Origin of the sequence: Cronobacter sp. EKM101R (genome assembly GCF_963888145.1) — a bacterium.
Taxonomy (GTDB): Bacteria; Pseudomonadota; Gammaproteobacteria; order Enterobacterales; family Enterobacteriaceae; genus Cronobacter; species Cronobacter turicensis.
In genome coordinates this window covers 1-22,384 of the sequence record NZ_CAWPHW010000012.1, presented here as the reverse complement: position 1 = coordinate 22,384, position 22,384 = coordinate 1, and the positions used below count along the sequence as shown (strand labels likewise).

Annotated in this window: 25 protein-coding genes; all 25 read right to left on the bottom strand. The window is 49.7% G+C overall.

The window, feature by feature from the left end:
* Positions 1-15 precede the first annotated feature (15 nt).
* Positions 16-540, bottom strand: coding sequence for a tail fiber assembly protein (locus AACV31_RS08685; RefSeq protein ID WP_165153656.1), 525 nt, complete (start codon positions 538-540; stop codon positions 16-18).
* Positions 537-2,042, bottom strand: coding sequence for a phage tail protein (locus AACV31_RS08680; RefSeq protein ID WP_165153654.1), 1,506 nt, complete (start codon positions 2,040-2,042; stop codon positions 537-539). Before AACV31_RS08680 ends, AACV31_RS08685 begins: the two co-directional genes overlap by 4 nt.
* Positions 2,039-2,665: a hypothetical protein gene (locus AACV31_RS08675; RefSeq protein WP_165153653.1), complete on the bottom strand. Its 627-nt coding sequence runs from the start codon at positions 2,663-2,665 to the stop codon at positions 2,039-2,041. Before AACV31_RS08675 ends, AACV31_RS08680 begins: the two co-directional genes overlap by 4 nt.
* Entirely contained in the window at positions 2,649-3,875 is a 1,227-nt protein-coding gene (locus AACV31_RS08670) for a baseplate J/gp47 family protein (RefSeq protein ID WP_165153652.1), read from the bottom strand. The genes AACV31_RS08675 and AACV31_RS08670 overlap by 17 nt, the downstream gene beginning before the upstream one ends.
* Positions 3,872-4,204 (bottom strand): hypothetical protein, encoded by a 333-nt coding sequence (locus AACV31_RS08665; RefSeq protein ID WP_165153651.1) that lies wholly within the window; start codon positions 4,202-4,204, stop codon positions 3,872-3,874. The genes AACV31_RS08670 and AACV31_RS08665 overlap by 4 nt, the downstream gene beginning before the upstream one ends.
* Positions 4,201-4,917: a hypothetical protein gene (locus AACV31_RS08660; RefSeq protein ID WP_165153650.1), complete on the bottom strand. Its 717-nt coding sequence runs from the start codon at positions 4,915-4,917 to the stop codon at positions 4,201-4,203. The genes AACV31_RS08665 and AACV31_RS08660 overlap by 4 nt, the downstream gene beginning before the upstream one ends.
* Positions 4,914-5,951, bottom strand: a complete 1,038-nt coding sequence (locus tag AACV31_RS08655; RefSeq protein ID WP_165153649.1) for a hypothetical protein — start codon at positions 5,949-5,951, stop codon at positions 4,914-4,916. Before AACV31_RS08655 ends, AACV31_RS08660 begins: the two co-directional genes overlap by 4 nt.
* Positions 5,951-6,223 (bottom strand): phage baseplate plug family protein, encoded by a 273-nt coding sequence (locus tag AACV31_RS08650; RefSeq protein WP_165153648.1) that lies wholly within the window; start codon positions 6,221-6,223, stop codon positions 5,951-5,953. The genes AACV31_RS08655 and AACV31_RS08650 overlap by 1 nt, the downstream gene beginning before the upstream one ends.
* Positions 6,220-6,936 carry a hypothetical protein gene (locus AACV31_RS08645; protein WP_165153647.1) on the bottom strand — a complete coding sequence of 239 codons (717 nt, stop codon included), beginning with the start codon at positions 6,934-6,936 and terminating at the stop codon, positions 6,220-6,222. The genes AACV31_RS08650 and AACV31_RS08645 overlap by 4 nt, the downstream gene beginning before the upstream one ends.
* A complete protein-coding gene (locus tag AACV31_RS08640; RefSeq protein ID WP_165153646.1) occupies positions 6,936-8,834 on the bottom strand; it encodes a lytic transglycosylase domain-containing protein in 1,899 nt (632 codons plus the stop codon). Before AACV31_RS08640 ends, AACV31_RS08645 begins: the two co-directional genes overlap by 1 nt.
* A gap of 123 nt (positions 8,835-8,957) precedes the next feature.
* Entirely contained in the window at positions 8,958-9,545 is a 588-nt protein-coding gene (locus AACV31_RS08635; RefSeq protein ID WP_255491239.1) for a hypothetical protein, read from the bottom strand.
* Entirely contained in the window at positions 9,545-9,982 is a 438-nt protein-coding gene (locus AACV31_RS08630; RefSeq protein ID WP_165153644.1) for a hypothetical protein, read from the bottom strand. Before AACV31_RS08630 ends, AACV31_RS08635 begins: the two co-directional genes overlap by 1 nt.
* 3 nt (positions 9,983-9,985) lie before the next feature.
* The gene (locus AACV31_RS08625) at positions 9,986-11,380 is read right to left on the bottom strand and encodes a hypothetical protein (protein WP_165153642.1); all 1,395 of its coding nucleotides are present in this window, start codon (positions 11,378-11,380) and stop codon (positions 9,986-9,988) included.
* 4 nt (positions 11,381-11,384) lie between these two features.
* Positions 11,385-12,329, bottom strand: coding sequence for a hypothetical protein (locus AACV31_RS08620; RefSeq protein ID WP_165153640.1), 945 nt, complete (start codon positions 12,327-12,329; stop codon positions 11,385-11,387).
* Entirely contained in the window at positions 12,313-12,747 is a 435-nt protein-coding gene (locus AACV31_RS08615) for a hypothetical protein (protein WP_165153638.1), read from the bottom strand. The genes AACV31_RS08620 and AACV31_RS08615 overlap by 17 nt, the downstream gene beginning before the upstream one ends.
* Positions 12,744-13,172: a hypothetical protein gene (locus AACV31_RS08610; protein WP_165153636.1), complete on the bottom strand. Its 429-nt coding sequence runs from the start codon at positions 13,170-13,172 to the stop codon at positions 12,744-12,746. Before AACV31_RS08610 ends, AACV31_RS08615 begins: the two co-directional genes overlap by 4 nt.
* A gap of 12 nt (positions 13,173-13,184) precedes the next feature.
* Positions 13,185-13,670, bottom strand: a complete 486-nt coding sequence (locus tag AACV31_RS08605) for a hypothetical protein (RefSeq protein WP_165153634.1) — start codon at positions 13,668-13,670, stop codon at positions 13,185-13,187.
* A 65-nt stretch (positions 13,671-13,735) separates the two neighbouring features.
* Complete coding sequence (locus AACV31_RS08600) at positions 13,736-14,767, bottom strand: major capsid family protein (RefSeq protein ID WP_165153632.1); 1,032 nt, start codon at positions 14,765-14,767, stop codon at positions 13,736-13,738.
* 17 nt (positions 14,768-14,784) lie between these two features.
* Complete coding sequence (locus tag AACV31_RS08595) at positions 14,785-15,657, bottom strand: hypothetical protein (protein WP_165153630.1); 873 nt, start codon at positions 15,655-15,657, stop codon at positions 14,785-14,787.
* Between the two features lie 20 nt (positions 15,658-15,677).
* Complete coding sequence (locus AACV31_RS08590; protein ID WP_165153628.1) at positions 15,678-17,249, bottom strand: NUDIX hydrolase; 1,572 nt, start codon at positions 17,247-17,249, stop codon at positions 15,678-15,680.
* Complete coding sequence (locus tag AACV31_RS08585; RefSeq protein ID WP_165153626.1) at positions 17,250-18,125, bottom strand: hypothetical protein; 876 nt, start codon at positions 18,123-18,125, stop codon at positions 17,250-17,252. It abuts the gene before it with no gap.
* The gene (locus tag AACV31_RS08580) at positions 18,097-19,524 is read right to left on the bottom strand and encodes an anti-CBASS protein Acb1 family protein (protein WP_165153624.1); all 1,428 of its coding nucleotides are present in this window, start codon (positions 19,522-19,524) and stop codon (positions 18,097-18,099) included. The genes AACV31_RS08585 and AACV31_RS08580 overlap by 29 nt, the downstream gene beginning before the upstream one ends.
* A complete protein-coding gene (locus AACV31_RS08575) occupies positions 19,524-20,795 on the bottom strand; it encodes a hypothetical protein (protein WP_165153622.1) in 1,272 nt (423 codons plus the stop codon). The genes AACV31_RS08580 and AACV31_RS08575 overlap by 1 nt, the downstream gene beginning before the upstream one ends.
* Positions 20,785-21,873, bottom strand: coding sequence for a terminase small subunit (locus AACV31_RS08570; protein WP_165153620.1), 1,089 nt, complete (start codon positions 21,871-21,873; stop codon positions 20,785-20,787). The genes AACV31_RS08575 and AACV31_RS08570 overlap by 11 nt, the downstream gene beginning before the upstream one ends.
* 136 nt (positions 21,874-22,009) lie before the next feature.
* Entirely contained in the window at positions 22,010-22,162 is a 153-nt protein-coding gene (locus AACV31_RS08565) for a hypothetical protein (RefSeq protein WP_165153618.1), read from the bottom strand.
* Between the last annotated feature and the right edge of the window lie 222 nt (positions 22,163-22,384).

Below are 22,384 nucleotides of genomic sequence, written 5' to 3'. Positions count from 1 at the left end.
CATGAAATAAAGAGGTTAAACGATGGGTCTGGCTGGCCAGTCAATATCCGGCGCATCAGAAGGATTTACGCGGTTGAGCAACACGCGATATCTTCGCCAGGCCGCCAGGTCAGCAATTTCGGTTTCGGTCGCCATATCGAGTTCAACCGCGTCCTGAAGCGGAGTGATGATTTCCAGGGCCTCACGCAAAAGGCGTTCTTTTTTATTTTTAGCTTCTACAATTAATTCATCGGCACTGAGTTCGTAGGGCGCAATTTTTGTGCCATTAAAAATCCATTTGCCACTTATATCAAAACCATCAGGCACCGTGTTTTTATCAATTTCTGTTACAGAGAGGCCAACTGGCCATAGCAACGAAACATCTTCACTACAACTCCTTATAATTCCTTTTTCGTCAAAAGCAATCTTCAACGTTTCCCCTGAAAATAAGCTCTGGCTTTCGTACCAGTCGTTCCCTTCGTCGCTGACAAGGTATGCAATATTCAGCTCAGGGGCATCAATGTTTTCTGGATGATATAATTTAAAATTCGTGAATTTCATGATGAAATGGTTCTCCATGCGCCATTGATATAAACTTGCAAAGGCCGATAACGAACGGTGTCACCACCGGGCTCACTCCCTTCAGTATACCACCCCGTCATGAATGCCCCGACAGGCGCTTCACGCCATGTATTTTTAGCAACTACAAAGCTGCCGACAGCCCCGACACGTAAATTCTGAATATAGCGGGCATCAAAGTTTCTATAGTCAGAGGGGGTTATTGCTCCCGAGACCGCAACACCACCAGAAACCAGGGAAATAGAGGAATTGGTGAGATAGTTACCCCATGTAACGTTGTCCGAATTGGCGGATCCCTGCCCGAGATAAAAATGGTTGGTATTGTCTGCCTTACGACCAAAGAAATAGTAACCGCCGTTAGCCGTTTTAGGCTTAATCGTCACTGATCGCGCATCTCCGGTAATTTCTACGGCCCCTTTGATGACGCCGCCCGCGCTCGTCAGGTCATATTCCCATGAAGACCATGTCCTGCGGCTTGGTATGTAGTAGCGTCGATAACATACATTAGAGTTGTAAGGGAAGTATTCCTGTGTACAACCCTCTTCGTTTTCCGCGCCATTCTGAATAACATCCAGCGCTCCGGCCGCTGCAACCGGATAGTTATTTGACGCCGTAGCCTTAGCCGAATAATTCTGATAATAACGACCGTATTTTGCTCCTGTAAGGGTGTTAAGGTTTACATCACCGATCATTCCGAGATTAAGGATAGCTCTGGTAACTTTATCAACCGTTTCATCTAAACCAATATTCTTTATGAAAATTTTCTTATCGGGAATATCAGAGCCATTCATGTCTTTCTGTAAATACTTATCCCCCATGTAAATATCACGAGGGTTAAACACATAAAAACATGATTTAGAGTTGTCGAGCAAACAGAGTAATGGACATCCCTGAATAATATCACCTGCGGACAGCTCGCCATTATTACCTTTGCGTAGAGGGAATGTACCCACAACCCTGCCACCAAGCGTAAGTTGAATCGTGGCAGGTCCGGTATTATTCGCCACGGGGAATAATACCAGCGGAGCGCGTAATTGCCAGTCCGTTGCCCCATTAACAAAAAATGTGGCTGGCAGCTCAACAGTCAGCGCATTCGCCGTTCCGCCGACCACGCATGAGGTGTAATGGCCGCTCTGGAGTTGTTCAATCTGCACAAACTGATTTTCAGAGCCACGTGTAGCGAAGTTCGCGACCACATCGTTCAGGGACCATCCCCTTGCCGTTGTTCCCTCCTGCCCCCTGATAACCGTAAGCATATCCCCACTCACGGCAGTTAAATGGCAAATTTCGAATACAGTTTCTTTGGCGTCAGTTAATGTGATTTTTGAATAAACTTTCTGGACATTTGACGCATTGGCATAATCATAAGTTAGCAGCTTTGCAAACTGGGTTCCCGCGCCTGGCATAACCTGAATGGTTGTCTGCTGCGCGGTAATATCAGCAGCAAGGGAAGATATGACGTTGTTTCCAAATCCGAGTATCATCGCTCAACCACCGTTACAGAATAAGTATATATAAATGGAAGTTTGACAAGAGATTGGTCAATAGCATCTTTCAGGAAATGCCCCACACCATTACCATAATCAGGAATAGTGATATTAAAAATACCATTTACTGGAATCACGCTTACATCAAATGTGTTTTCCAAGGGTGGATCTATTCCATTTGCGCCATGTATAAATCTTGCAAGTCGCCGTTTTAACCAGTCAATGCAAAAATGAGAACCATCACCCTTGTAAAAATCCCATGTCAATATTCTTTTAAAATAATCATCCGGCACATATGAAGCTGAGCCTGGAGTATAACTTTTCATACCTGCATATGTAATTGCATTGTACTCAATGGTGTTATACACCCCGCGAGCAAACGCCTCCTCTGAAATCTGAAGTTCAGGCCTCACAACGCCATAAATCCCCAACGCAATCCAGTCAAGTAAATCCCCCACTATGGCTGGAGATGTCCAGCAAGGAAGATTTAACGAATTAAGATAATCAAGCTGTTCCTGTGCCAACTGATTAAATCCATCAAAGAATGCTGTTATATTGGGGTCGGCGTTATACTGAGTATAGGGATATGATGGTATTATTTTATCAACTAGCGCTGCCATATTGCTTCACCTGAATTTGAGATGCAGATGTTGAGAAATAGGCGTATGTATCACCATAAATTAAAGTTGAGTTAGTTTCTGGAGTAACAATTACACCATTTATACCGACCACTACCTGAATCATTGAAATAAGAGATGCAGGAAGCAGGCTTGAAACCGAGTTCATAAAAATATCCTGCACCTGAAAAATATTAATCGGCTCGCCAACAGAAAGTCCATTGATATAATCAGCAACATTTTGTTGCGAGGCATTTTGTATGGCGCTGGGATCAACATAGCTTGTTGATGCCGAATTCCATGTGATGATAACAGTAACATTCTGTGAAGATGGTACAACAAATGGTATCTGATAAGTGTCAGGGTATACCGTCACTGGAACCGTCTTTTTTTCAACTGGCGCACTTGATGGGTTCTGAACGTCATTTGTCAAAATGGAAATATCTGGCACTGATTTATAAATCGCATACGCTACTTCATAAGGATCGCCACCACCCACTACGACAACCCATTTCCCGAGCGATGCTTGCCGAAACGAAATAAGATTTTTTTGAACACCATCTACTTTTTGAAGCGTGGCCTGTACACAATCCGGCGTTCCCTGTACGCCGAACATCCCCGCCTGCCACACCTGGGCCCGGTACGATGCCAGGCTCTGCTCCTGAGCACCGGGTAACCCCGCTGTCAAATTGGTGCATGTAACATCAAATTGCGCAGGAACAGAGGTTTTTATCTGTGTAACACTCCCTGCAGGAACAGCCCATGTGCCTTCCGTAGTGGCAAGACAATAAACGGGCTCCGTCTGTCCTGATTCCGGGATAACGGTATCACGCTGAACGGTATACTGATATGTCCCGTCTCCCACAATGAAACCTTTCGGGATACTGAAACCGGGCGGCCCGATAAATACCGTATAGACAGAGGTGTTTGTACCCGTTCCCCTGGGAATACCATACATCTCACCAAGTTGTGTCAGCAGATGTACGTTCGCCGTATATGGGCTACAGGAATTAATCAGATCAACTCTGGCCTGGTCACACACAACCAGCGCCCCGACGCTGGTGCTCACCATATCTTCTATCAATGATCCAGGCAGATCGGTGGTAATGCCTGGAGTCAGCGCAGTTGCGGTATCAATGACCTGCTGCCGGAGTGAGTCTGTCGTTTGTGGAACGGGGCCAGAAATTGTGTAATAAACGGGTAAATCACTCATACATATACCTGTGTGACTATTTTTGAGCCTGAGTTCGTGATCACAGAAATGTTATAAACCGGTGGTTCAACATCAATGAGCGCTATCTGGAGTGATGAAAAATATTGGCTGAACTGCTGCTGTAGCTGGTTCACATAGAAAGTCGGCAGAATCTGCTGAATTACCGATCCGTTAGCTGGTATACCGTGATTTGCAAAAAAAGGAGATTCCTGAGGCGCAAGCTTCAGGTTTTGTATCAGAGTGGTGAGGTATACCGAATCATTGAAGCCATTTTCGTCAGTGGTAACGGTAACCCATTTCCCGTCTTTATCTCGACCATAAGTCCTCATTCAGTAATGCTCCCGTCAAATTGTGTCGTTGGCCCCCCGGTGTTATTTCCGTTATTGCCATTCGAGTGCTGATGCGAATTCAGCCACTGAACGAGTTTCTGCCATCCCTGGTGCATTATCTGCGGGCTGGTGCTGGCGGTATTATCTTGGATTTTTCCACTCTGTCCGGTGAGAGACCACATACCCTCTGTAAGCGTCAGCACCGTTCCTCCGACCGTCACCCTGAATTGCGTTGGTGTGGCGATGGTGATGCTCTCTGGCGTAAGAAGAAAGGTTGTATTGCTGCCGGCATCACGTAACGTGACCCCTTCAGGGCCATATAGCGTTAGCACGTTGTAATCAACGTTCTCCCACTCCGTATTGCTTGTGGGAAGAAATACCAGAGCGCTTAAATTTGCCGGAGAAGTCAGATCGGCTATCCCTCCGCCCAAACCACTTACCCCACCAAGGTATGCATCAGCCGGGATAACGATGCCCTTATCCCCCTTCTTCATGGGGTAACGGATATACTCAGGGCCAAAGAGTGGAATTGTCACCTGGGGCAACGTGTAGGGAATATCCCTCAACAAAAATGACACCGTGATCATATGGCCGGAACGTTCAACTACCGAAGCAGGAAGCACCTTGCCGGCCATCTGCATGGCACATGAAATTTTTTGGTCAGCAAAGTTGTTCATGTTGCCGCCAAAATTCAACTTTTTGTTTAAGCTCATATCCCGATACCCGAGGCTGGATGTGCTTCAATAACCGTTACCCAACTGTTAGCGTCCGGTTGTCGGCTGTTCCCAATCAAACGCACAGAGGAAACCAGAAAATCACCATTAAACGCTGTATCATCCCGAAACTGAGAATAAGATGAGGCCTGGATCATTGGGCGTAGTTTTGGCGGCATACGAATGTAATCACCCACCTGGATATCACTGCGCATGACACAGGGAACAGAGATCGTTCCAAACTGTATCCAGGTTGGTTGTCCGATTAAATCCGTAAATGCAATCTGTTTTGGGTTTTGACTTCTGTGTGCAGCGCTTTTATGTGAATCTTTGTCTGAATGACAGGAAAAATCATTATCAAACACACGAATAACTTTTCCATTAACCATCGTCATTTCCACGCCAGAGTAATTTTTATCTTTGATGATATTTTTACTCAACGTTTTTAATCGCTGCGCCAGTTCGGTAAGACTTCCACAAAACATTCCGCTGTCATAATTATTAACCAACCTGTCGCTGATGCTTATAGAAAAATCATACCCTCCCATATTCTGAAAACACTGCGTCAGCGCAACAGAAAGTTTTACGCCTTTATTCCAGGGCAGTGTTAAATTAACAGGAGCAAGAGGTGCAGGCTGTATTGCAGGAACGGGGCCAGCAGTAACGATAAGATCCAGTCGTAGTTCTGTTCCCTGCCAGTTGCCTAACACCTGCCAGATGGTCCCTTCCAGCACCAGCCCTGCCTGTTCGGGTTTTGCCAGTGGTAAGCCTTTCGACATGCCTGCCCACATGCGGATTGACATACCAAACATGTTTTGTCTGGCCTGCTGCATTTCCTGCTGGCTAATCCCCCAGATAGTTATAGTGCTTTGACCTTTTGGCGTTGATTCACCGAACCGCTGTATATCGAACTCGATCATCAAATTGCCAGGATTAAAGACACCATTTTTCAGGCTGGTATATTGTTTAAATAACTTTCCGGGGGTTCCAATTTCATCAGGGGGGGAGAAAATCTGAATATCATAATATCTCATCAGGTTATCACCTCTATTTGTCCTGATGACTGACGCCATATCATTTTCGATGTAAAAACACCAATAAGCATATTGAAATCAACGCCGACAGGTGATGCTATTAATGGAACCGTCAGTATTCTACTCCCGGAATTATCCATAACATTCAGATACCAGCGTTGTGATGCAATATTCCACTTAATCTGGCAGTTATACACTTCACCATCCAGCACCGGGGTAAAGATCATGCTTTTTTGTTCATTGCCGGAAAAGGGATACAGTGTTTTGCTCATAGCCCAAAATCCCCGCTCAGTTTCCCGATAAGGCCAATGATGGCACCGGATACACTACTGCCGATCGACGCATTACCCAGCGCAGACAGGGTATTCGTCCATGACGTGTCCACCGCTTTGTCGCCGTTATCAATTTTGCTCAGGTAGCTATTAATTGCCTGCTGCGCTCCGGTTTCAGCAATCAATGGTTGCTCAAAATCCCACAACCACTGCCTCTGCGGTAGAGGCTCATTCGAACCAGTCACATCACGAACAGACTTCAGAATGCAGTTGTTGTAGATAACCGCAGGCGTGGCAACGATATACGTTCCACCTAAATTTGCATGAGCCTGAGTCACGGCCTGTAAGGCGCTGAGCGTAACCAGTTTTGTCATCGCCCCGGTATTATCATTTACCGGAGCGTCCATCAGCATCGGTACGCGCAGCGGCTGCGCAAGCAGCGCATTAGCGGCAACAGCCTGGTTGGCAAAGGGATAGCGACCGATATCATATTCAACCAGTGTTGCCCCCTGAGCGACCCTCCAGTGGCAAAAATATTTATCCAGGTCGGTAAGCTCCATTGCGCCACCGAGTAACCCGGTAACAAAGCTGGCGCTCTGAGTCAGTGCGACAACGGGTAACATACCACCTGGAATGCTCTGAGCGACGCCACCACAGAGAATAACGGGCGATATCTCAAAGCCGAGTTTGTAGAGCTCGCGAGTAAATGCCATTAGCCGAATCCCCCAAGCTGCGTACTGGATACCACTGCATTGCCTCCCGTGTTGTTATAAACGACCACGCCTTGTGTACTCGACCGCTTCTGATTGTCGAGAATCTGCTGCAATAACTGATCAGTTTTTCCGGTGTTCTGCTGTACTGATGGCAAAGCCATTGGCGTTCTGCTGATTCCCGGCATTTCTGCACCGTACATGGCAATGTATTTTTCCCGAACGCGGCCGGGATATTCGCGGTTTTCCCGGCTGCCCCGGTTTTTACCGCCGTTGTACCAGCGCAGCATTTCTTCGACATCATCACCTGCTTTGCTTTTCGCCCACGCCATCACCCTGGCACCGGCCATAATGTTGTCACGGGGATCGAAAGGATTTTCGCCGGGAAGGAAATTCATTGGCATTACCTGCATCAATCCCTGTGCCCGGCCTTGCGGCGTTTTAGGGCCAACCGCGTTGGGATTCCATGAGGATTCTGCGCCAGCTACCGACTTCAGTAGTTTCGGATCAAGGTTATATTTTCTTGCAGCCTCCTCAAAATATTCATCGTAAGCCGATGGTGTTACGCCTGAAACGCGCTTGGCTGATTTCAGCCATCCCCACACTCGCGGATCACTTTCACTTCCAGGGATGTAACTTTGTCCCGACGATTTATCAACGACAGGCTCATTACTGAGGATTGATGAGCCTGATTTAACATCATCAACCGACAGGCTGGTTTTTCCCGCTATCCAGCCAATAACCTTACCAATAATGCGAGCCAGCCTTCCCACGCCCGACATAAACGCCTCAACGTCTTTGCTGAATTCAGGCGAAGCGAGATAGTTACCAAAACGCTGTATTCCTTCAGAAACCCTGTCAATCCATTTACCTAACTCCGGCGATTTGAGAATCGTATCAATAGCGCTGGAAAAAGCATCAGACAATTTATTCAGCCCTGGTGCCAGCGGCGCCAGGCCACGGATAAAGGTATTACCTATACTCGCTTTACTGCGGTCCAGTTGAATATTGAAATCCTGCCACTGACGCAACTGCTGATCCGTCAATTGTAAGCGCTGCGTGTCTTTCTGCGCTTGCTTTGCCATGGCATCGATTTCAGCATCGCTCATATTCTTAAAGCGATTCAAATCATCCAGAGTGAAGTAATTCGTTAGGCCGTAAGCCTCAGCGCCCTGCTGTGTGCTTCCGTTGCGCACAAAGATATCTCTGGCACTGCGTATCATCTGCGGCAGCAATTCAGCCGGATCCTGATCAGGGTTAGCAATACCCATCGCCTGAAATTGCCAGCGCTTACTGAGATCCAGTTGCGCATCCCGAATCGCTCCAAGCGTACTGATGGGGTTACCCAGTGCTTTCTGAAAATTAACGGCACTGGCATTCAGGCCTCCGGCAGTCGTCCCCAGACCAAGCGCAGAAAACCGTTGCGCAGAAGCATTTCCGGCTAAGCGGTTAAGCCCCCACAAGCCTCCAGCACCCGCCAGCCCGGAAAAAACTCCTAATACTGTCCCCCACGACAGTAAGCTCGCGGTGGCGCTTTTAATATGCCCGGCCAGCGTTTTCGCATCCTTGCTCGCCTTGCTGAGAAAACCACGTGCACCACTGGATTTTTTATTAAATTCAGACTGGATCTTCGTGGCTTTTTCCAGGTTAGTGTTTAACCTGTCCAGCCCGTCATTTACCGACGCTATGGCAGCAACACCGTTATGAAAGGCTTCTGTAATGGCTTCGGTGCCATCACGAACCCGCTCAGTCTCCTTTACGGTTTCACCAAGGCCGTGAACGGCACCTCGCCACTGTTCGGGTAGCTCGCCAAGCGCTTTCTGATATTCATTGAATTTCTCAAGAAACGACTGAAACTTTTCGTCCTGAACATCAATTTCAACAATGGATTTAGCTGCCATTGAAATATCCCCTGCGCCTTATTTCCTCAAGAATAAACCGCTGCCGGAAATGAAGCGGGCTTTTGTAATCACCACAATCCAGTTCCCGGCAGAGGTGGCTGAACCCTTCACATGAGGCCCAGGTCAGGAGGGTATGTGTGATTGTTCCTGCGGGGCTTCCTGGCTCGGGGTATTGATAGCCGTTTTCGACGTCAGTAAAGAATCGCGATACGCCATAGCACTCAATGACACGAGTTGCCCACTGTACATATCGAGAGCACGCCCCACTGTCGGAGCAATCAGATTGGCTTTCTGAATGGCAGAGCTCACCATAAAAAAAACGACTTCACCTTCCACTTCCCTGTATTCATCTTCGGTGAGAATGCCCTGCCTGAATGCATCATTGAGCGTGGTCGTTTTCCATACTCCGTTATCATTCCAGATAACGGTCGTAAGCCGCTGTATCTCATCAACAATAGTGGGGGAACCCATCTGAATATCGCCAGCGTCCTGTCGCGCTTTGATGGTTTTACGAAGCATCATGGCCGCAACACGCGGCGCACCGACCGATCCCACCAGGGAAAAAAAGTTATTAAATAAGTTGCCGAGCATCACGCAGTTTTCTTCAACAACTTCGTAAGGGAATGGCACAACGTGAATATAAACCATCGAACCATCTTCCCGTGTAACGGTACTGACAAAGTTAAGTTTTCGGTCAATTTTCACGGTAATTAATCCCACATTTTGTCATTAGTCGTCAGATAGCCGGAAATCGTCACGACATATCCCGCATCCATGCCAGTGATCGGCAGTTCATTAAAATTCACCAGATAGGCATTCAGAATGGTGTAATTCCCGAATGTGTTCGCATCAGGCGTGATCACAACTTCGCCCAGCGAGGTATCGGTGGCGAAACGGTTTTGATAACTGGCTGCCAGCGCTTGCGTTCGCAATAAATGAACGGTGACAGTAACCTGCTGATATGGCGCCTGGCTTCCTACCGTGCCTGTTAACGTCGGGATAATGTCCGTTGCCGCCGTATCTGGCCGCATGCTGATGGCATCCTTGCCCAGAAATGATGCAGTGACATTCAATTCAGGAATATCCGTTACTGTTACCGCGCCCCTCACGCGGTTAAGAAAGCCCTGAGGCACTAGTGGATTTGGCATTGATTACGCCCCTACAAAGTTAGTTACGTTGAGATTAAAGGTGATGGACTCAAAACCACGGCGCGGGGTTACAACTGCACTCAGACCGTTATATTTACCATCCGCATAATCAGACTGATTCAGGCTGGTATAGCTGGTAAATGGAACCGCATTAATCACGGCATTCCCGGCGTATGTACCTTTATCAAAGGCTTCATTAAACGCTTCCTGTGGCAGTTGCGTATCAACCACCTGACCGAGTATCAACCCGTAGCTGATCCCCGAACGAAGGGTTTTCAGCGCGCGACGCTGGAGGCGACCGATACCTTGCTGGTCGTAATAAAGTGGGCTGATATTGGTGTTAGAGCCGTTAATGATTTCATTCGCCAGATCCAACTCAAGGTTGATCGCGCACCACGCAACGGAATACCAGTAGTTAAATGGCATCCCATCCAGCATGTGGCCAGCCACCAACATTTTGTTGCTCAGTCCACCCTCTGCCGCCGTCCCGATATAGTTGATGTTGTTATCCTGGAGCGTTTTCAGCAACGTGCCGTTACCCGCTGGCGGGTATTCCGTGACGCCATACATGAAACGATACGCCATCGGCGGAACCATGTTTGATGAGCCCGGATCATTAGCGAGTGACGACTGAAACGGCGCAGCCATAGAAAACTCCGTCGCGCCAATGGAGGGTGCCTCTACACCTGCAAAAACGTTCGGGTATGCACCAGAGGCCCACCCCTGATAGGACGTAATCGTGGTTGTCACAAAAAATTTAACCAGCGCCCCCGGCGATGTGTAGTTGCTTGCGAGGGTTTTAAAAGTCGGCTCGGTATCCCATTCGCGCGGGACCAGATACGAGAAAAACTTCTGGTAGGTATTCCCAAGCGCCACATCACTGTCAATGAATGCGCTGAGTGCCGCGACGGCAGACTTAGCCCCCAGCTCACCAAGCTCCAGCACGTAAACCGCCCGGTTGCTCCCCTGGGCCCAATAGGTAGTGTTCATCTGCTGAAGCTCGATTGAGGAAACAGCAGTAACAGAACCCATTACCGTGGCCGTACCCGGATCACTGTTTAACACATAGGTAAAAGCCGTATCGCTCGTTATAGTGGCAACATATGCCCCGTTATAAGCCTCTGGTGTTACACCAGAAATCACCACAGGGATTTGATCGCCGTTATTCCAGCCATGCGCTTCTGCCAGCGTCACTGTTACGGTATTACTTGCCCATGAGGCAGATGCGATTTGCTTATCCGCTGCCAGAATGTCCTGCAGGTCATTTTTTGATGTCAGTAACTGATAACTGCCTGCCGCTAGTGTGGTTGCGCCTGTTGATACCAGTGCGCCCGATTTCAATAACTGGGATGGTTTCGGCGGCGTAGTCACCGAAACATTAATATTAACAATTGCCATTATATTAATTCTCCACGTGAATGGACGGAATTGCAGACGTGATCAGCTTGCGAGCAACGTTCCTCATCCGCTGCTGGTAATAATTCACCTTGAACCTGATGATTTTCCGCATCGCCATAACATTGAGTTCATTTTGCGTAACGCGGTCATCCTTAATCACAGGAACATTCATTACCCCCATCTCTGCTGTATCGCTCAGCGTGTATTCCTGGACATAACGCAGGAAATCCTCTGCGGCCGCATTTCGCAGGCCGGTGACGTATATCGTCACTTCCTCTGCCACCAGCTGATACTGGTTCTGGTTTTCATCGAGATAAAAAGCCCCGGAGACAGGTTCAGGATCCCCGCATTTCACCGTGGCATAAGGTGGCGAGAGATTCTGTAATGAAAGCTTTGCAGGGTACATCGGCATGAACTGACTCAGGGAAAGCCAGATCGGTAGAGAGTTGGACACCACCACATCATCAAGATCTATCTCATCAGGCGAATCTATAATTTGAGACAGCATGTGTGGGTAAATCGCGTTCCCGGTGTAATGGTAGATATTGGCCGGCTCGTTCAACCCTGATCGCCGGGAAAAAGCAAAACGAATCCCGTAAAACTCACCGATATAAAGCACCTCCGAGCCAATATCATTAAACGGGTCGATATCTGACTGCGCCGTAAAGGTCACTACGTTTTTATCGTAAAGCTGTTCCTCATCCTGAATAGATTCCGTGGTCAGATGCAGATAGCCCTTAACTCGTTTTGTATCGGGTTCAGGCTTCAGGCATGGGTCATCTGTCACAATGGAGGCCTTTACCCAGAACACGAAACCATCCAGCGGAAGCACCTTACGAACATATTTCGTGAATTTTACCGACGCAGAACGGCTGATATCATCCAGCCCCTGCGTTAATGATGCATTCAGCTCTGTTTTGGCCCGAGCCAGCTCATTGATGGAAGGCATTTAACACCCCGCTTACCCAGGATCGCATTGCGGCCTGATAGGTTCCTGTATCCACGAATGAAGGCCGCGGTCGCGGCCCTTTCCCGTCCCTGAAGCGTTTCGAAATACCTTCCAGCGCTCTGCGCGTTGGTACGCCTGGCATACCGTTCATTTCAGAGTTATCAAGGAAAGCCATAAACAGGTCATGTACCCGAGACATGGACTCAGCAAACGGATCAGAGGCTGGCGGTGCTCCCGCCAGCATATTTTCGAGTGATGCCGCAATGTCATCACTCATCATCCGGGCAATCTCTTCTCCGTGGCGATCAAAGAATGTCTGCATAATCCGGTATTTCTGCTCCAGAAATTCAGCCACATCACCCGTGGTGGTGCTTTCGCTTTCATATGGGATATCAATAACCCCAAGGTGCAGTTTCACGTTGTCAGCCCCCACAGATCACCGTATTGCTGTGCAATTGCCAGATACCAGCGACCCCAGGGGTCTTTGAGTTGTTGCAGATCAGCCAGCGAAAGGTTTTTCAGCGCATCACTGACCACCCTAGTCTGACTGGTTGTTTCATCAGAGGAAGCGCTGATAACACCAGCGGTGAAGTTATTGATGCCCATTTTTTCACGCAGCGGGCCAAATACATTTTCTGGGCCAAAATTAAGAAGGAAAGATGCCCCCAGGTTATAAACAGCCTGGGAATAGAGCGCCGGACTGATACAGGCAATTTGCCTGTTTACCCAGTCCTGCGACATTGTCCAGGCAAGATTTATGGCCGGGTCGTCATCAGGTAGCGTATACGCATCCACCTTCACTATATTGCGGATAAAAAGGATGAATCCGGCCAGATCAGGCATGACGCACCTCGCTTACTTTTTCTTTTTGGTCCCGGACTTTACAGCCAGTGTTTCATCAATAAACTGCGTTTCGTCACGGTCATCCGTGGCATTCAGACGCTGTTCGGCACTGACTTCCAGATCACCGAGATAACCGCTTTCCTGCTCTGCCAGGGCATTGCTGGTTGCAAGTGCAGAAGCCTGACGGCGATCATGCGCAGCACGATTAAGATGTTCATCGTTATCCCGCATGGCTTTTTCGATGACTTTCGACGCGACAGGCTTATCAATGCTGTAACACAGGCCGATATAAACGCGGTTCTGGTCAATTTTTGCCGAATCAATCAGGCCGTAATTACTGTGCTGCTGAATAATGAGATCAATCTCTGCACGGCTTCCGTCCATAACAACGACCTGAGAGCCAGCATTAATCGGGTGATAGATAAGTCGCCCCGTTTCCGGCTGGCGATATGCAAAATCGTGACGCTGTTTGGTGGTATTCGCGATGAACAGTTTCATGTTTACTCCTGGGTAAAAAAATCCCCGCATACCTTCCGGCACGCAGGGAGTGCAGCGAGAAAAAATTAATCGCTGTATTTCATCGAAATGATGGTCAGCGCTTCCGGGCGAAGCACCCATCCAGACGTGGATCGCAGTTCAGAAAGCACATCAATCGCCCCGCCCGCAATTGGCGTCGGGATTTCTCGCGGCGCGGCCATATCGCAAAGCATCAGCGAAGTGGCTTCAAGCGACGGACTCAGTTTGGCGAATTCGTTGGTATTGATTTTCGCATTCACCTCGGGGCGTTCAACTTCCGGCATAGCAATGATGATCGCGTCTGTACCGTTGGCACCAGCGCCGATAAGGGTATCGTCATAACCCCACTCAATCGCGCAATCAGCATCACCTGCAACGCCATCAACGGTGCCGGTAACTGATGCAGAACCCCCACCCGGACGCTGATAACTGGTGAGCTGAACAATCTGCTGCATTTCCATGGTGCCCAGCGTGCGCTGAGGACCGAGAATCACCATGCGTGATGCTCGCCCCATCTGCATTGTGCGGGTGCGAATAGCCTGAATCTGCGCGAGCAGGAACACCGCCATTTCGCCATGATCGTAGGAAAGCACGGTGGTGTTACCGTGACTGTCTGCCGGCAGGCTAATGGTTGTTGCGCCGTTAGTGTTTAGTACCCCTTCACCACCAGCCGGATTCATGCCGTAAAGCAGCGCGTTTCGCAGTTGCTGGAAAATTGCCTGTCGTGTACCCAGTCGCTGTGCTTCAGGCAATGCAATACCCCAGTTACCTGCCGCTGCCAGGTCGTGATGATCGTAAATGGCGCGAGCTCGAAACATATATGTCGGCGTGCTGACCATTCGCGCTTCAAGCGCCACTGACGGTAACTGGTTGGCGTTACCAGACTGGCTCGACGTGACCTGAGTACGGATATCCAGGCGCTTCATGTAAACGTACTGATCGCCATCAGACAGGCGAACCAGAGGATTACCACTCGCCATTACTGAAAACGCGCCGGAGGCCTGCTGATATGACAGGATCATTTCCGGCATGATGTATGAAGGATTTACGATTTGATATGCGGGTGTAATAGCTGGCATCTCTTAGCTTCTCCTGATTACAGCAGAATTACCGCAGCGTTTCCGCTGTCGTTCCAGGTAGCAAACCCCGTATCACTGTCATAAGACACGGTTTTACTGTTCCCCATCTGCATTTCGATGATTTTTACCGGAAGCGCGACATCTTTCACATTTGCCACACCCACCGTTCCCTGAGTGGTCGCATCGCCGGTCGGCACCGAAACCGGGAAGAACGTGAAGGATGTGGCCGATGGCACGCTCAACACCTGCACAATGCCGTTATAAGCAGCCGGAGCCACACCAGAAATCACCACATAAGCGCCTGCTTTCAACCCATGAGCGCTGGCCATCGTCGCGGTGGCGAACCCATCAGCATTAGCCGTTGGTGCAGTCCAGGTCACAGCAGTCGTTGAAATCTCTGTAGCTACCGTGCTGAACACATCCAGGCAATCGTCCGCGAAATTCCATACCAACGGCTGATTGACGGAAATTCCTGCGCTGGCGAGCGCGATCACGGCATCGGATGCTTTCACCGGGATACGCATACCTGAGCCAAGTCGATAAAAAGACACGCTCATGTTGCTCAGAAAAATAGGAACGGGTGACTGCGGCGTCGTCAGGCCGTTATGCGCCTGGTTGAACACAGAGAACCCCACCAGTTGGGATAGCGTATTGGCACGCTTAATAATGGAGCCACGCGGCGCAGAAGACGCCCCCGGAACCAGTTCATTAATCGCCAGACCGCCCCACAGAGGTTTAACTTCGTCACTGGCAAGCGTACCGGATGCCAGTGCATAACGTGCGGCCGGATCGTCCAGCGCCACGCCCTGGATAAGACCATCAGATTTCGCGTAAAAAGAACCACGCGCATTAGTGGTCTGCATTGGATTAACTGACAATGCACTCGTCATGTTTATACTTCTCCGGTTGATTACTGTTTAATGCCAGCGACTTTGCGACTGACACCCTGGAAAGGTGCCCACGCTGCTGATGGGTCGCCAATAAACGTACTGATACGGCGTCCGGTCGCATCAGTACGAATGACTTCTCGTAATCCGGCGCCTGGCTCAAGGCTGGATGCCGCTGATGCCTGCGCATCGGCATATATCTGTTTTTCCGCAATACTCAGAAGTTGACTGTCCGAAATGGAGTGCAGATCAACCTCTTTGTAATCCGGTGAGTATTTCTGGAGGCGCGTCATAATACGGCGACGGTACGGAAGTGCTCGCTCCCCGGCCATTGGTTGTGGCGCTCGTTCACCGAAGGACGCGAAAACGCTGTCGGCTTTACATTGCGTATCGGCAATTTCATTACGCTCCTCATCGCTGATTTCCTGGGGAATACGACTTTTCATGTCCTCCATGTCTGCGCGAATTTTTTCCAGTTCAGCATCCGCTTTCGCCTTTTCATCCGCTTCAGCATCAACGAGTTCTGTTGCCTCCATCTCGGCTTTTTCTTCCTCTTCCCTGCGAAGCTCGGCATCAGCTTTCTCTTTTTCTGCTGGCGCTTTTGCTTCATCATCAGCGAGCTCTTTTGCCTCAGCCTCTTCTTTTGCGCGGGCTTCGCGAGCGTCCAGCGCCTGGTTAATGAGTGCTAATACTTTTTCTTCATCCATTTTCTGGACCTCGTTCAAAAGTGTGTCTGATTTAACCCCTGTCGGGGCTTCCAGCTTGTCCCAAACCCCCTGCTCACAAATAGCCAGGTGATCCAGTAACTCCGGCGCTCCCTCCAGCAGCAACGGCTCACCATCGACGTTGATCAACATGTCATCGCCGCCCTTCACCGTGGGGGATGTACTCAGTTGCCGCGTTAACAAGTTCTCAGCGGCATCAGCGTCGTAGATGCGGGCTATGCCCCAAACCTCATCGTCCTGAATCCAGGCGAAGGCTATCGCACCGATTGTTCTCGCGGCATATTCCTCACTATCCAGCATATTTTTTTCCGGATGCCACCAGATAACAGGCAGACCAGAGCACCGGGTGAGAAATTCATCCGTGAGATAATTTTCGGGGGAACGATAGGCGAATTGCCTGAATTTAGATCGCCAGGTAACACCGGTTCCGGTGATACGCAGCGCCCATAGATACATATTTCTGAAAAACTGCGGGGATGTGAGTTGCCCGCCTGAGATCAGACCGGCGACCTCCGTTTCGTTAAGCGGTGCTGCATCAAGTGCGGCCGTCATTCCCTCATGCAAAGGTTCGGGCAGCGCATCCATGGAAAACCAGCCACAGGCCTGATTTTCATCATTCAGCACAGCCTCAAACTGTTCCACATCATCGGCAATATAGGTCACATAACCGTTAATCAGGCTGTAAGGCGTTAACGGTTTACCGTAATCAAAGCCACACTCTTCCAGCACTTCCCGCCTTGCTGCGGCTTCCGGGGTTTCCCCTGCTTCGAGTTTTCCGCCAGGCACCGCCCATGAACCATCATCCCCACGCTTAACCAGAAATATTTTCCCGTCAGATTTGAACAGGATCCCGGCAGCGTAGGTTTCCACTTATCCTCCGTTTTTGATGCCCTCAAAATTTTCTGAACGACGACCGACCGCGTTATTTTCTGCGACAAATTTCCGCCATTTATCAGTTTTCATGTCCTCGGGAAGGCTGCGAACGTTGTAGATATATGTCAGATAACAACGACAGAAGACCTCTTCGCCAGGCTGCGTTATTTCATCCAGATAACCCGCCGCCCCTGACTTCATGAACCCTTTTTTTAACGCCCAGTTACCACGGATGGCATACGTTTTCTGGTCACGTTTCTTATGCGGTTCGCGATAATCGTAATGAGGCTGTCGCCAGTGGCTGTGCCATACAGCAGCAATTGCCCCGCCGTCAGTCGCAATGATGTTATCAATGTTGGCAATCAGCTTATGAGTCTGATCCACCATCACCCGCCGCTGCTCAAAATCAATCTGACGCGCCGATTTAGCAATCTGCTGGCTTGTAGCGACCACCCCGGAGCGCGATGAATCGGATAAGCCAGGAGTGATTGATGTGATGGGAGGGATGCTGGTTGCCCAGCCAGTGAAACGTTGAATAGTCTTTTCAACTGCACGGGTACGATTCAGTTTTATCAGGTCAGCAGACGCCATAATGCGTCGGTCCAGCTCAGCGCGAAGTTTCGGTTCAACATAATTCAGTGTAAAACGACTGATGCCTGGATGCCGCTTTAGCGCCCGCTCACGACCGACTTCCAGATCGTACGCAGCCGTTAATCGACGGCTCACATATTTATAGAAATCGTCACCACCAATTTTTTCTTCCGTGGCATTACGCAGACGCTCAGTCCACATAATGAGGCTTTCTTCACTGCTGTATCCGTACTCCAGAAAAAATTTAATCGCATCACGCAGCTCTTTCAGGAAGGAATTCATTAATATCTCCCTCTCCCGGCGTCGTAATATCTGGAGGATTTTTTTCAAGCAAGTCGTAATCCAGTTCCAGGCGGTTGGCGAACAGGTGTTCGTTCATGTTGGCATTCTCGCAGCCCCACTTGATCAGCGTCGCTCTGTTCTCCGTATCTTTGGCCAGTTGCGGCAACAGCACGTTTAGCATCTCAGTGATAGCCTTAAACCGGATTTCATCGACTTTGACTTTTTCGCTTTCGGGCTCTTTCAGAGATGAAGGCCAGACATAATCGAAATTGTTCACCCAGGCACTGAACGCCGCCCCCCATGAGATGCTTTGATACTCGGGAATATCATTTTTAAGGGCATCATAAAATTCTGGTGACCACGCCCGATACTGAACGATACGCACAAAGAAGTCATAAAGCGGCTGTAAATCCTTGCGAACATCGTCGATGTACTGTGCAACGGCTTTGGCGTCTTCTGTACCCTCGCCAAACCCCCGTGTAAACGTCTCACTGTTAAGCAGAATCGCGGGCATATCCGCGGCTGTGGCGATGTTTGCCAGAATATGATTGCGGGCCGTATCGAGCGGCTTTTCGAGGTTCTGCATATCCAGCGACTCGATTTTATCGCTCTCACCTACCTGCAACACATCACCGTTTCCACCACGTTTCAGCATCCATCGTTTAATGCCGGACATTTTCTGCATCATGTTATTGACGATAGAGCTTGCCTGCTTGATGAAAGCCACCAGCAGCCCCGCTTTAATCGTCACCATGTCATCAGCCCGCATCGACTGAATGAATGACTTCAGGGGATACAGCGCACGCTGATAAACGCTACGGCCACCGAAACCAAACGCCGATGGCGTATAGGCTAGATAAATAGGCTCCTCGTTCATCAGCACGCAACAGCGGCTGTGATGGTATGGTTTCCCGGCTGCCGTGACGCTATCCACCTTCTGGAAATTCTCGGCATTCGGGTCCTGGTTAAGCACGATTGAGCCAGCGGTATTCAGAGGATCAAGCACGTTAAACGTGATGGATTTTTTATACAGCGTGTCGAATTCAGCGGCTTCATTTGTCGGCTCGCCATCAATCAGCATTACTACAGCGCCGGTGCCGTAAATTCGCGCCAGACGCGCGACATTGGCAATAATCCGATCCGCTTTTATGGCAGCCCATTCACGCTCAAACGCTTCACGCAAACGCTTTTCCGGCCCCCGCGTGACATGTACAACCCGAGGTTCAGACATCGCCAGCTTTATCGGCCGATCAACCATCTTTCCGCCCAGAGGATGAAATAAGTAAATCAGCTTACAGAGCTCATAACCCGCCTGTGCGCCTGGCTCAATGCTTCCACCTTCAAGAATCTTACTCAGTTCACCAGTATCGCTACCAAAGCATATGTTTTCGTCCTGCATCAGAACCCCTCTCCGTTGCCGAGACCAAGCGCAACGCCGTAGTTGAAACAGTCAAACAAATCGTCGTCCTGGTTTTCTTCACCAATGATGAATTGCAAAACCTGCGTCAAAAAATGGTTTTTCTTCGATTGCTTGTATTCGACGATCTTGTCAAAAGCATATTTAGAAATACGAACTTTCCCCGAGGCTACATAACCAGAGATGTTGATGGCGCGGGATTCCTTCGGTAGCGCGGTTAACTCACTGTCAATGGGGTGAACGTTCCAGCCCTCATTAGCGCCCTGCTGTAACAGCGTGATACCGGTGGCCTTGTCTTCAATAAAAAGGCCTGTAGTACCCATACGCGCACGACATATTTCGCTCAAATGCTTAGCTCGCCCCACCCACTGCGGCACAATATCTTTCAGGAAATAACCGTCGATCTGAATGATTTCCCAATCCAGAATCACCAGGTGCGGCGATGGCAGCGTGTCCAGCGCAAACCAGACGCAGGCCGAACCATCATTATGCAGATCCCCCTTCTGGGCACAGTCAACCACGCCATAAACCGTGTCACACGCAAACGGATAATCAACCGCCTCGCCATTCTCCAGCAGCCAGTCCAGCTTGAAGAAGTTCTGGCCGCGCCAGTCAACGAATTCTGCGTTGTATTCCTGCTGAACCACCAGCGGCGGGCGGCCATCAATAATCCTCGCCAGTGCCGCAGGGTTAATGGTGGGGTTAGCTGCCGTAGGCGCGTGGTGTTCCTCCCACCCCATAGATTTATCGTTGCAGGCAAGGTAGAAAAAATTCTCGTCGTCTACCCCCTTTGGTGTGCCGGCCATCACGGCATCGCCATCAAAGTCCAGCAGAGTAGGCTCTATGGCTTGCTCCCATATATCACGCATCCCCTTTTTAACCAGGCTGCCCTCATCAATGATGACTTTGTGATATTTACGGGAACGACCAGCATCGGGGTTATCCAGGGTCCAGAACTCAACCAGACCACCACCTACGGTTTCGATAATCGCGTCTGTTTTGCTTGAACTGGTTGTTATTGGCTTTAACAGATCACGGATGGCTTTAAATGAAGGAAGGAGGATTTTGTATGACGGCGCAAACCAGCCAACCCGCATTTGCTTCGCCGCCCAGTTACCACCAGCCTGCTCCAGCATCGTAGTTTTGCCAAATCGGCGACCAGCACGGATAACTTTCCTCTTTGCCTTTGACCGATAAATTTTCTTCTGCCCGGCATGGAACGGAAGAAACTCTATTGTGTATTCATTCGGCATCGGGAGAATTTACCAGGTTAATAACAATCGTCGGAGCCTCCCCTGCTTTCCCGGGCGCCCGCTTCTCAGCGTTCTCCTGTTCAAGCCGTTCAGCCTCGGCAGTGCGTTTGCGGATCTCCAGCTCTATCAACTTCTCAGCGAGTTCATTTTTCCGGGATGAAGTATTAAAGGACGCCAGCAGCCTCGCCAGCTCGCGACGAGCGGATTCCTGGCTTGAGGATTGCACCTCAATACCGAATTTCGTTTCTTTCACCCCGGCATATAACCAGCGGGCATCGTTATCCAGATCCCGTGTGTCAGGAATAAAAACTTGCCCGATACCCTCGCCGCAGCACTTAGGACAATCCGGGTTGGGGTCTGCCGTGTCTACAAATCCGAGACCGCCGTATTCAGGCTCTTTTCTGCCATCCTTTGCGGCAGCGGCTGATGCCTTGTCAAACTCGGCAATATCTCGCCACTGATAAAGATGATGCTCGCCCCAGCAGTAGCGGCAGTTAACCCTGCGGTGCTGTGACAAGTCATTGGGATCGGCGCGGGCGATTGAAACCAGTTGATGAACTATCTCATCAATCTCTGCGGTGTAACGGCGCTGGTATTTATCCCGAAAATATCGAATCGCTCGGGAAACCTTAACATTTCTATACAACCGACTCGCGGCTGCATACGCGGTGGCACCGTCACAGGTATACCCCGCCAGGCGATAAGCTTCGACCCGAGTTTTTCCTCTCGCAATATGCTCGGCAAAAATTAACTGCTGCGGAGAAATACACGATAATTCAGGAGGAAGCGTGATGTTTTCCTCATCTTCACCCGGCACGTTATCTTCCGTATCCGGCTGACTCTCGCATTCCAAAATTTCCGGTTCCAGCGCGGTACGCATTTCCTGTTTTTGCGTACCTGATTTGCGTACCTGCGCACCTTTTTGCGTACCCGGTTTCTTACCGCGTACCCAGTTGTTCTTTTTAGCGCGCTTTCTTATCGCCCCTTCACTGATGCCGTATCTTTCAGCCATTTCCCGGAGGGAAAGCAGCCCGGCACAGTAATCGCGCTCGAGGCCGCTGTCTTCCGGTTTGCTCATTGGTTATGTCCGCAATTACTCCAGTGATAAAAACCGATATCGACCATGCGCAGGGTGCGCGGCGGGAAGCCGATACCGGTTTTGTTTATTCCTTCAGCATTATCGAGCCCACTCCGCGAACAGGCTCTGTAATGCTTCAGTCTTTCAGAAACTCTTCCGTCTCCGTTACTGCCTGGCTTTCCAGCAGTTCAGCGCGAGTACTTGTCACGACCACCTGTTTGTGCGGATGCTCATTTTCTGCCAGCCAGCGCATTAATGGTTTTGCGGCTTCAAGCAGTTCTTCATTCATTATTTTTTCCTCATATCGTTAATTTTGAGCGCCGTCTTTCCGGCTGTCCGCATAATCCACCGGAGGGATGAAGCGCGGAGCAAATCGGTTATTATGCTGCGGGTGTTATTTACCCCACCGCCCGCTGGGGTCACTACCGTGCTAACGAAGCTTTAATTTCCGAAGCTGAGTACAACAAGTTCATTTGGCGTAACGAAGCTTTTCACCCAGATGGAGGCGGGT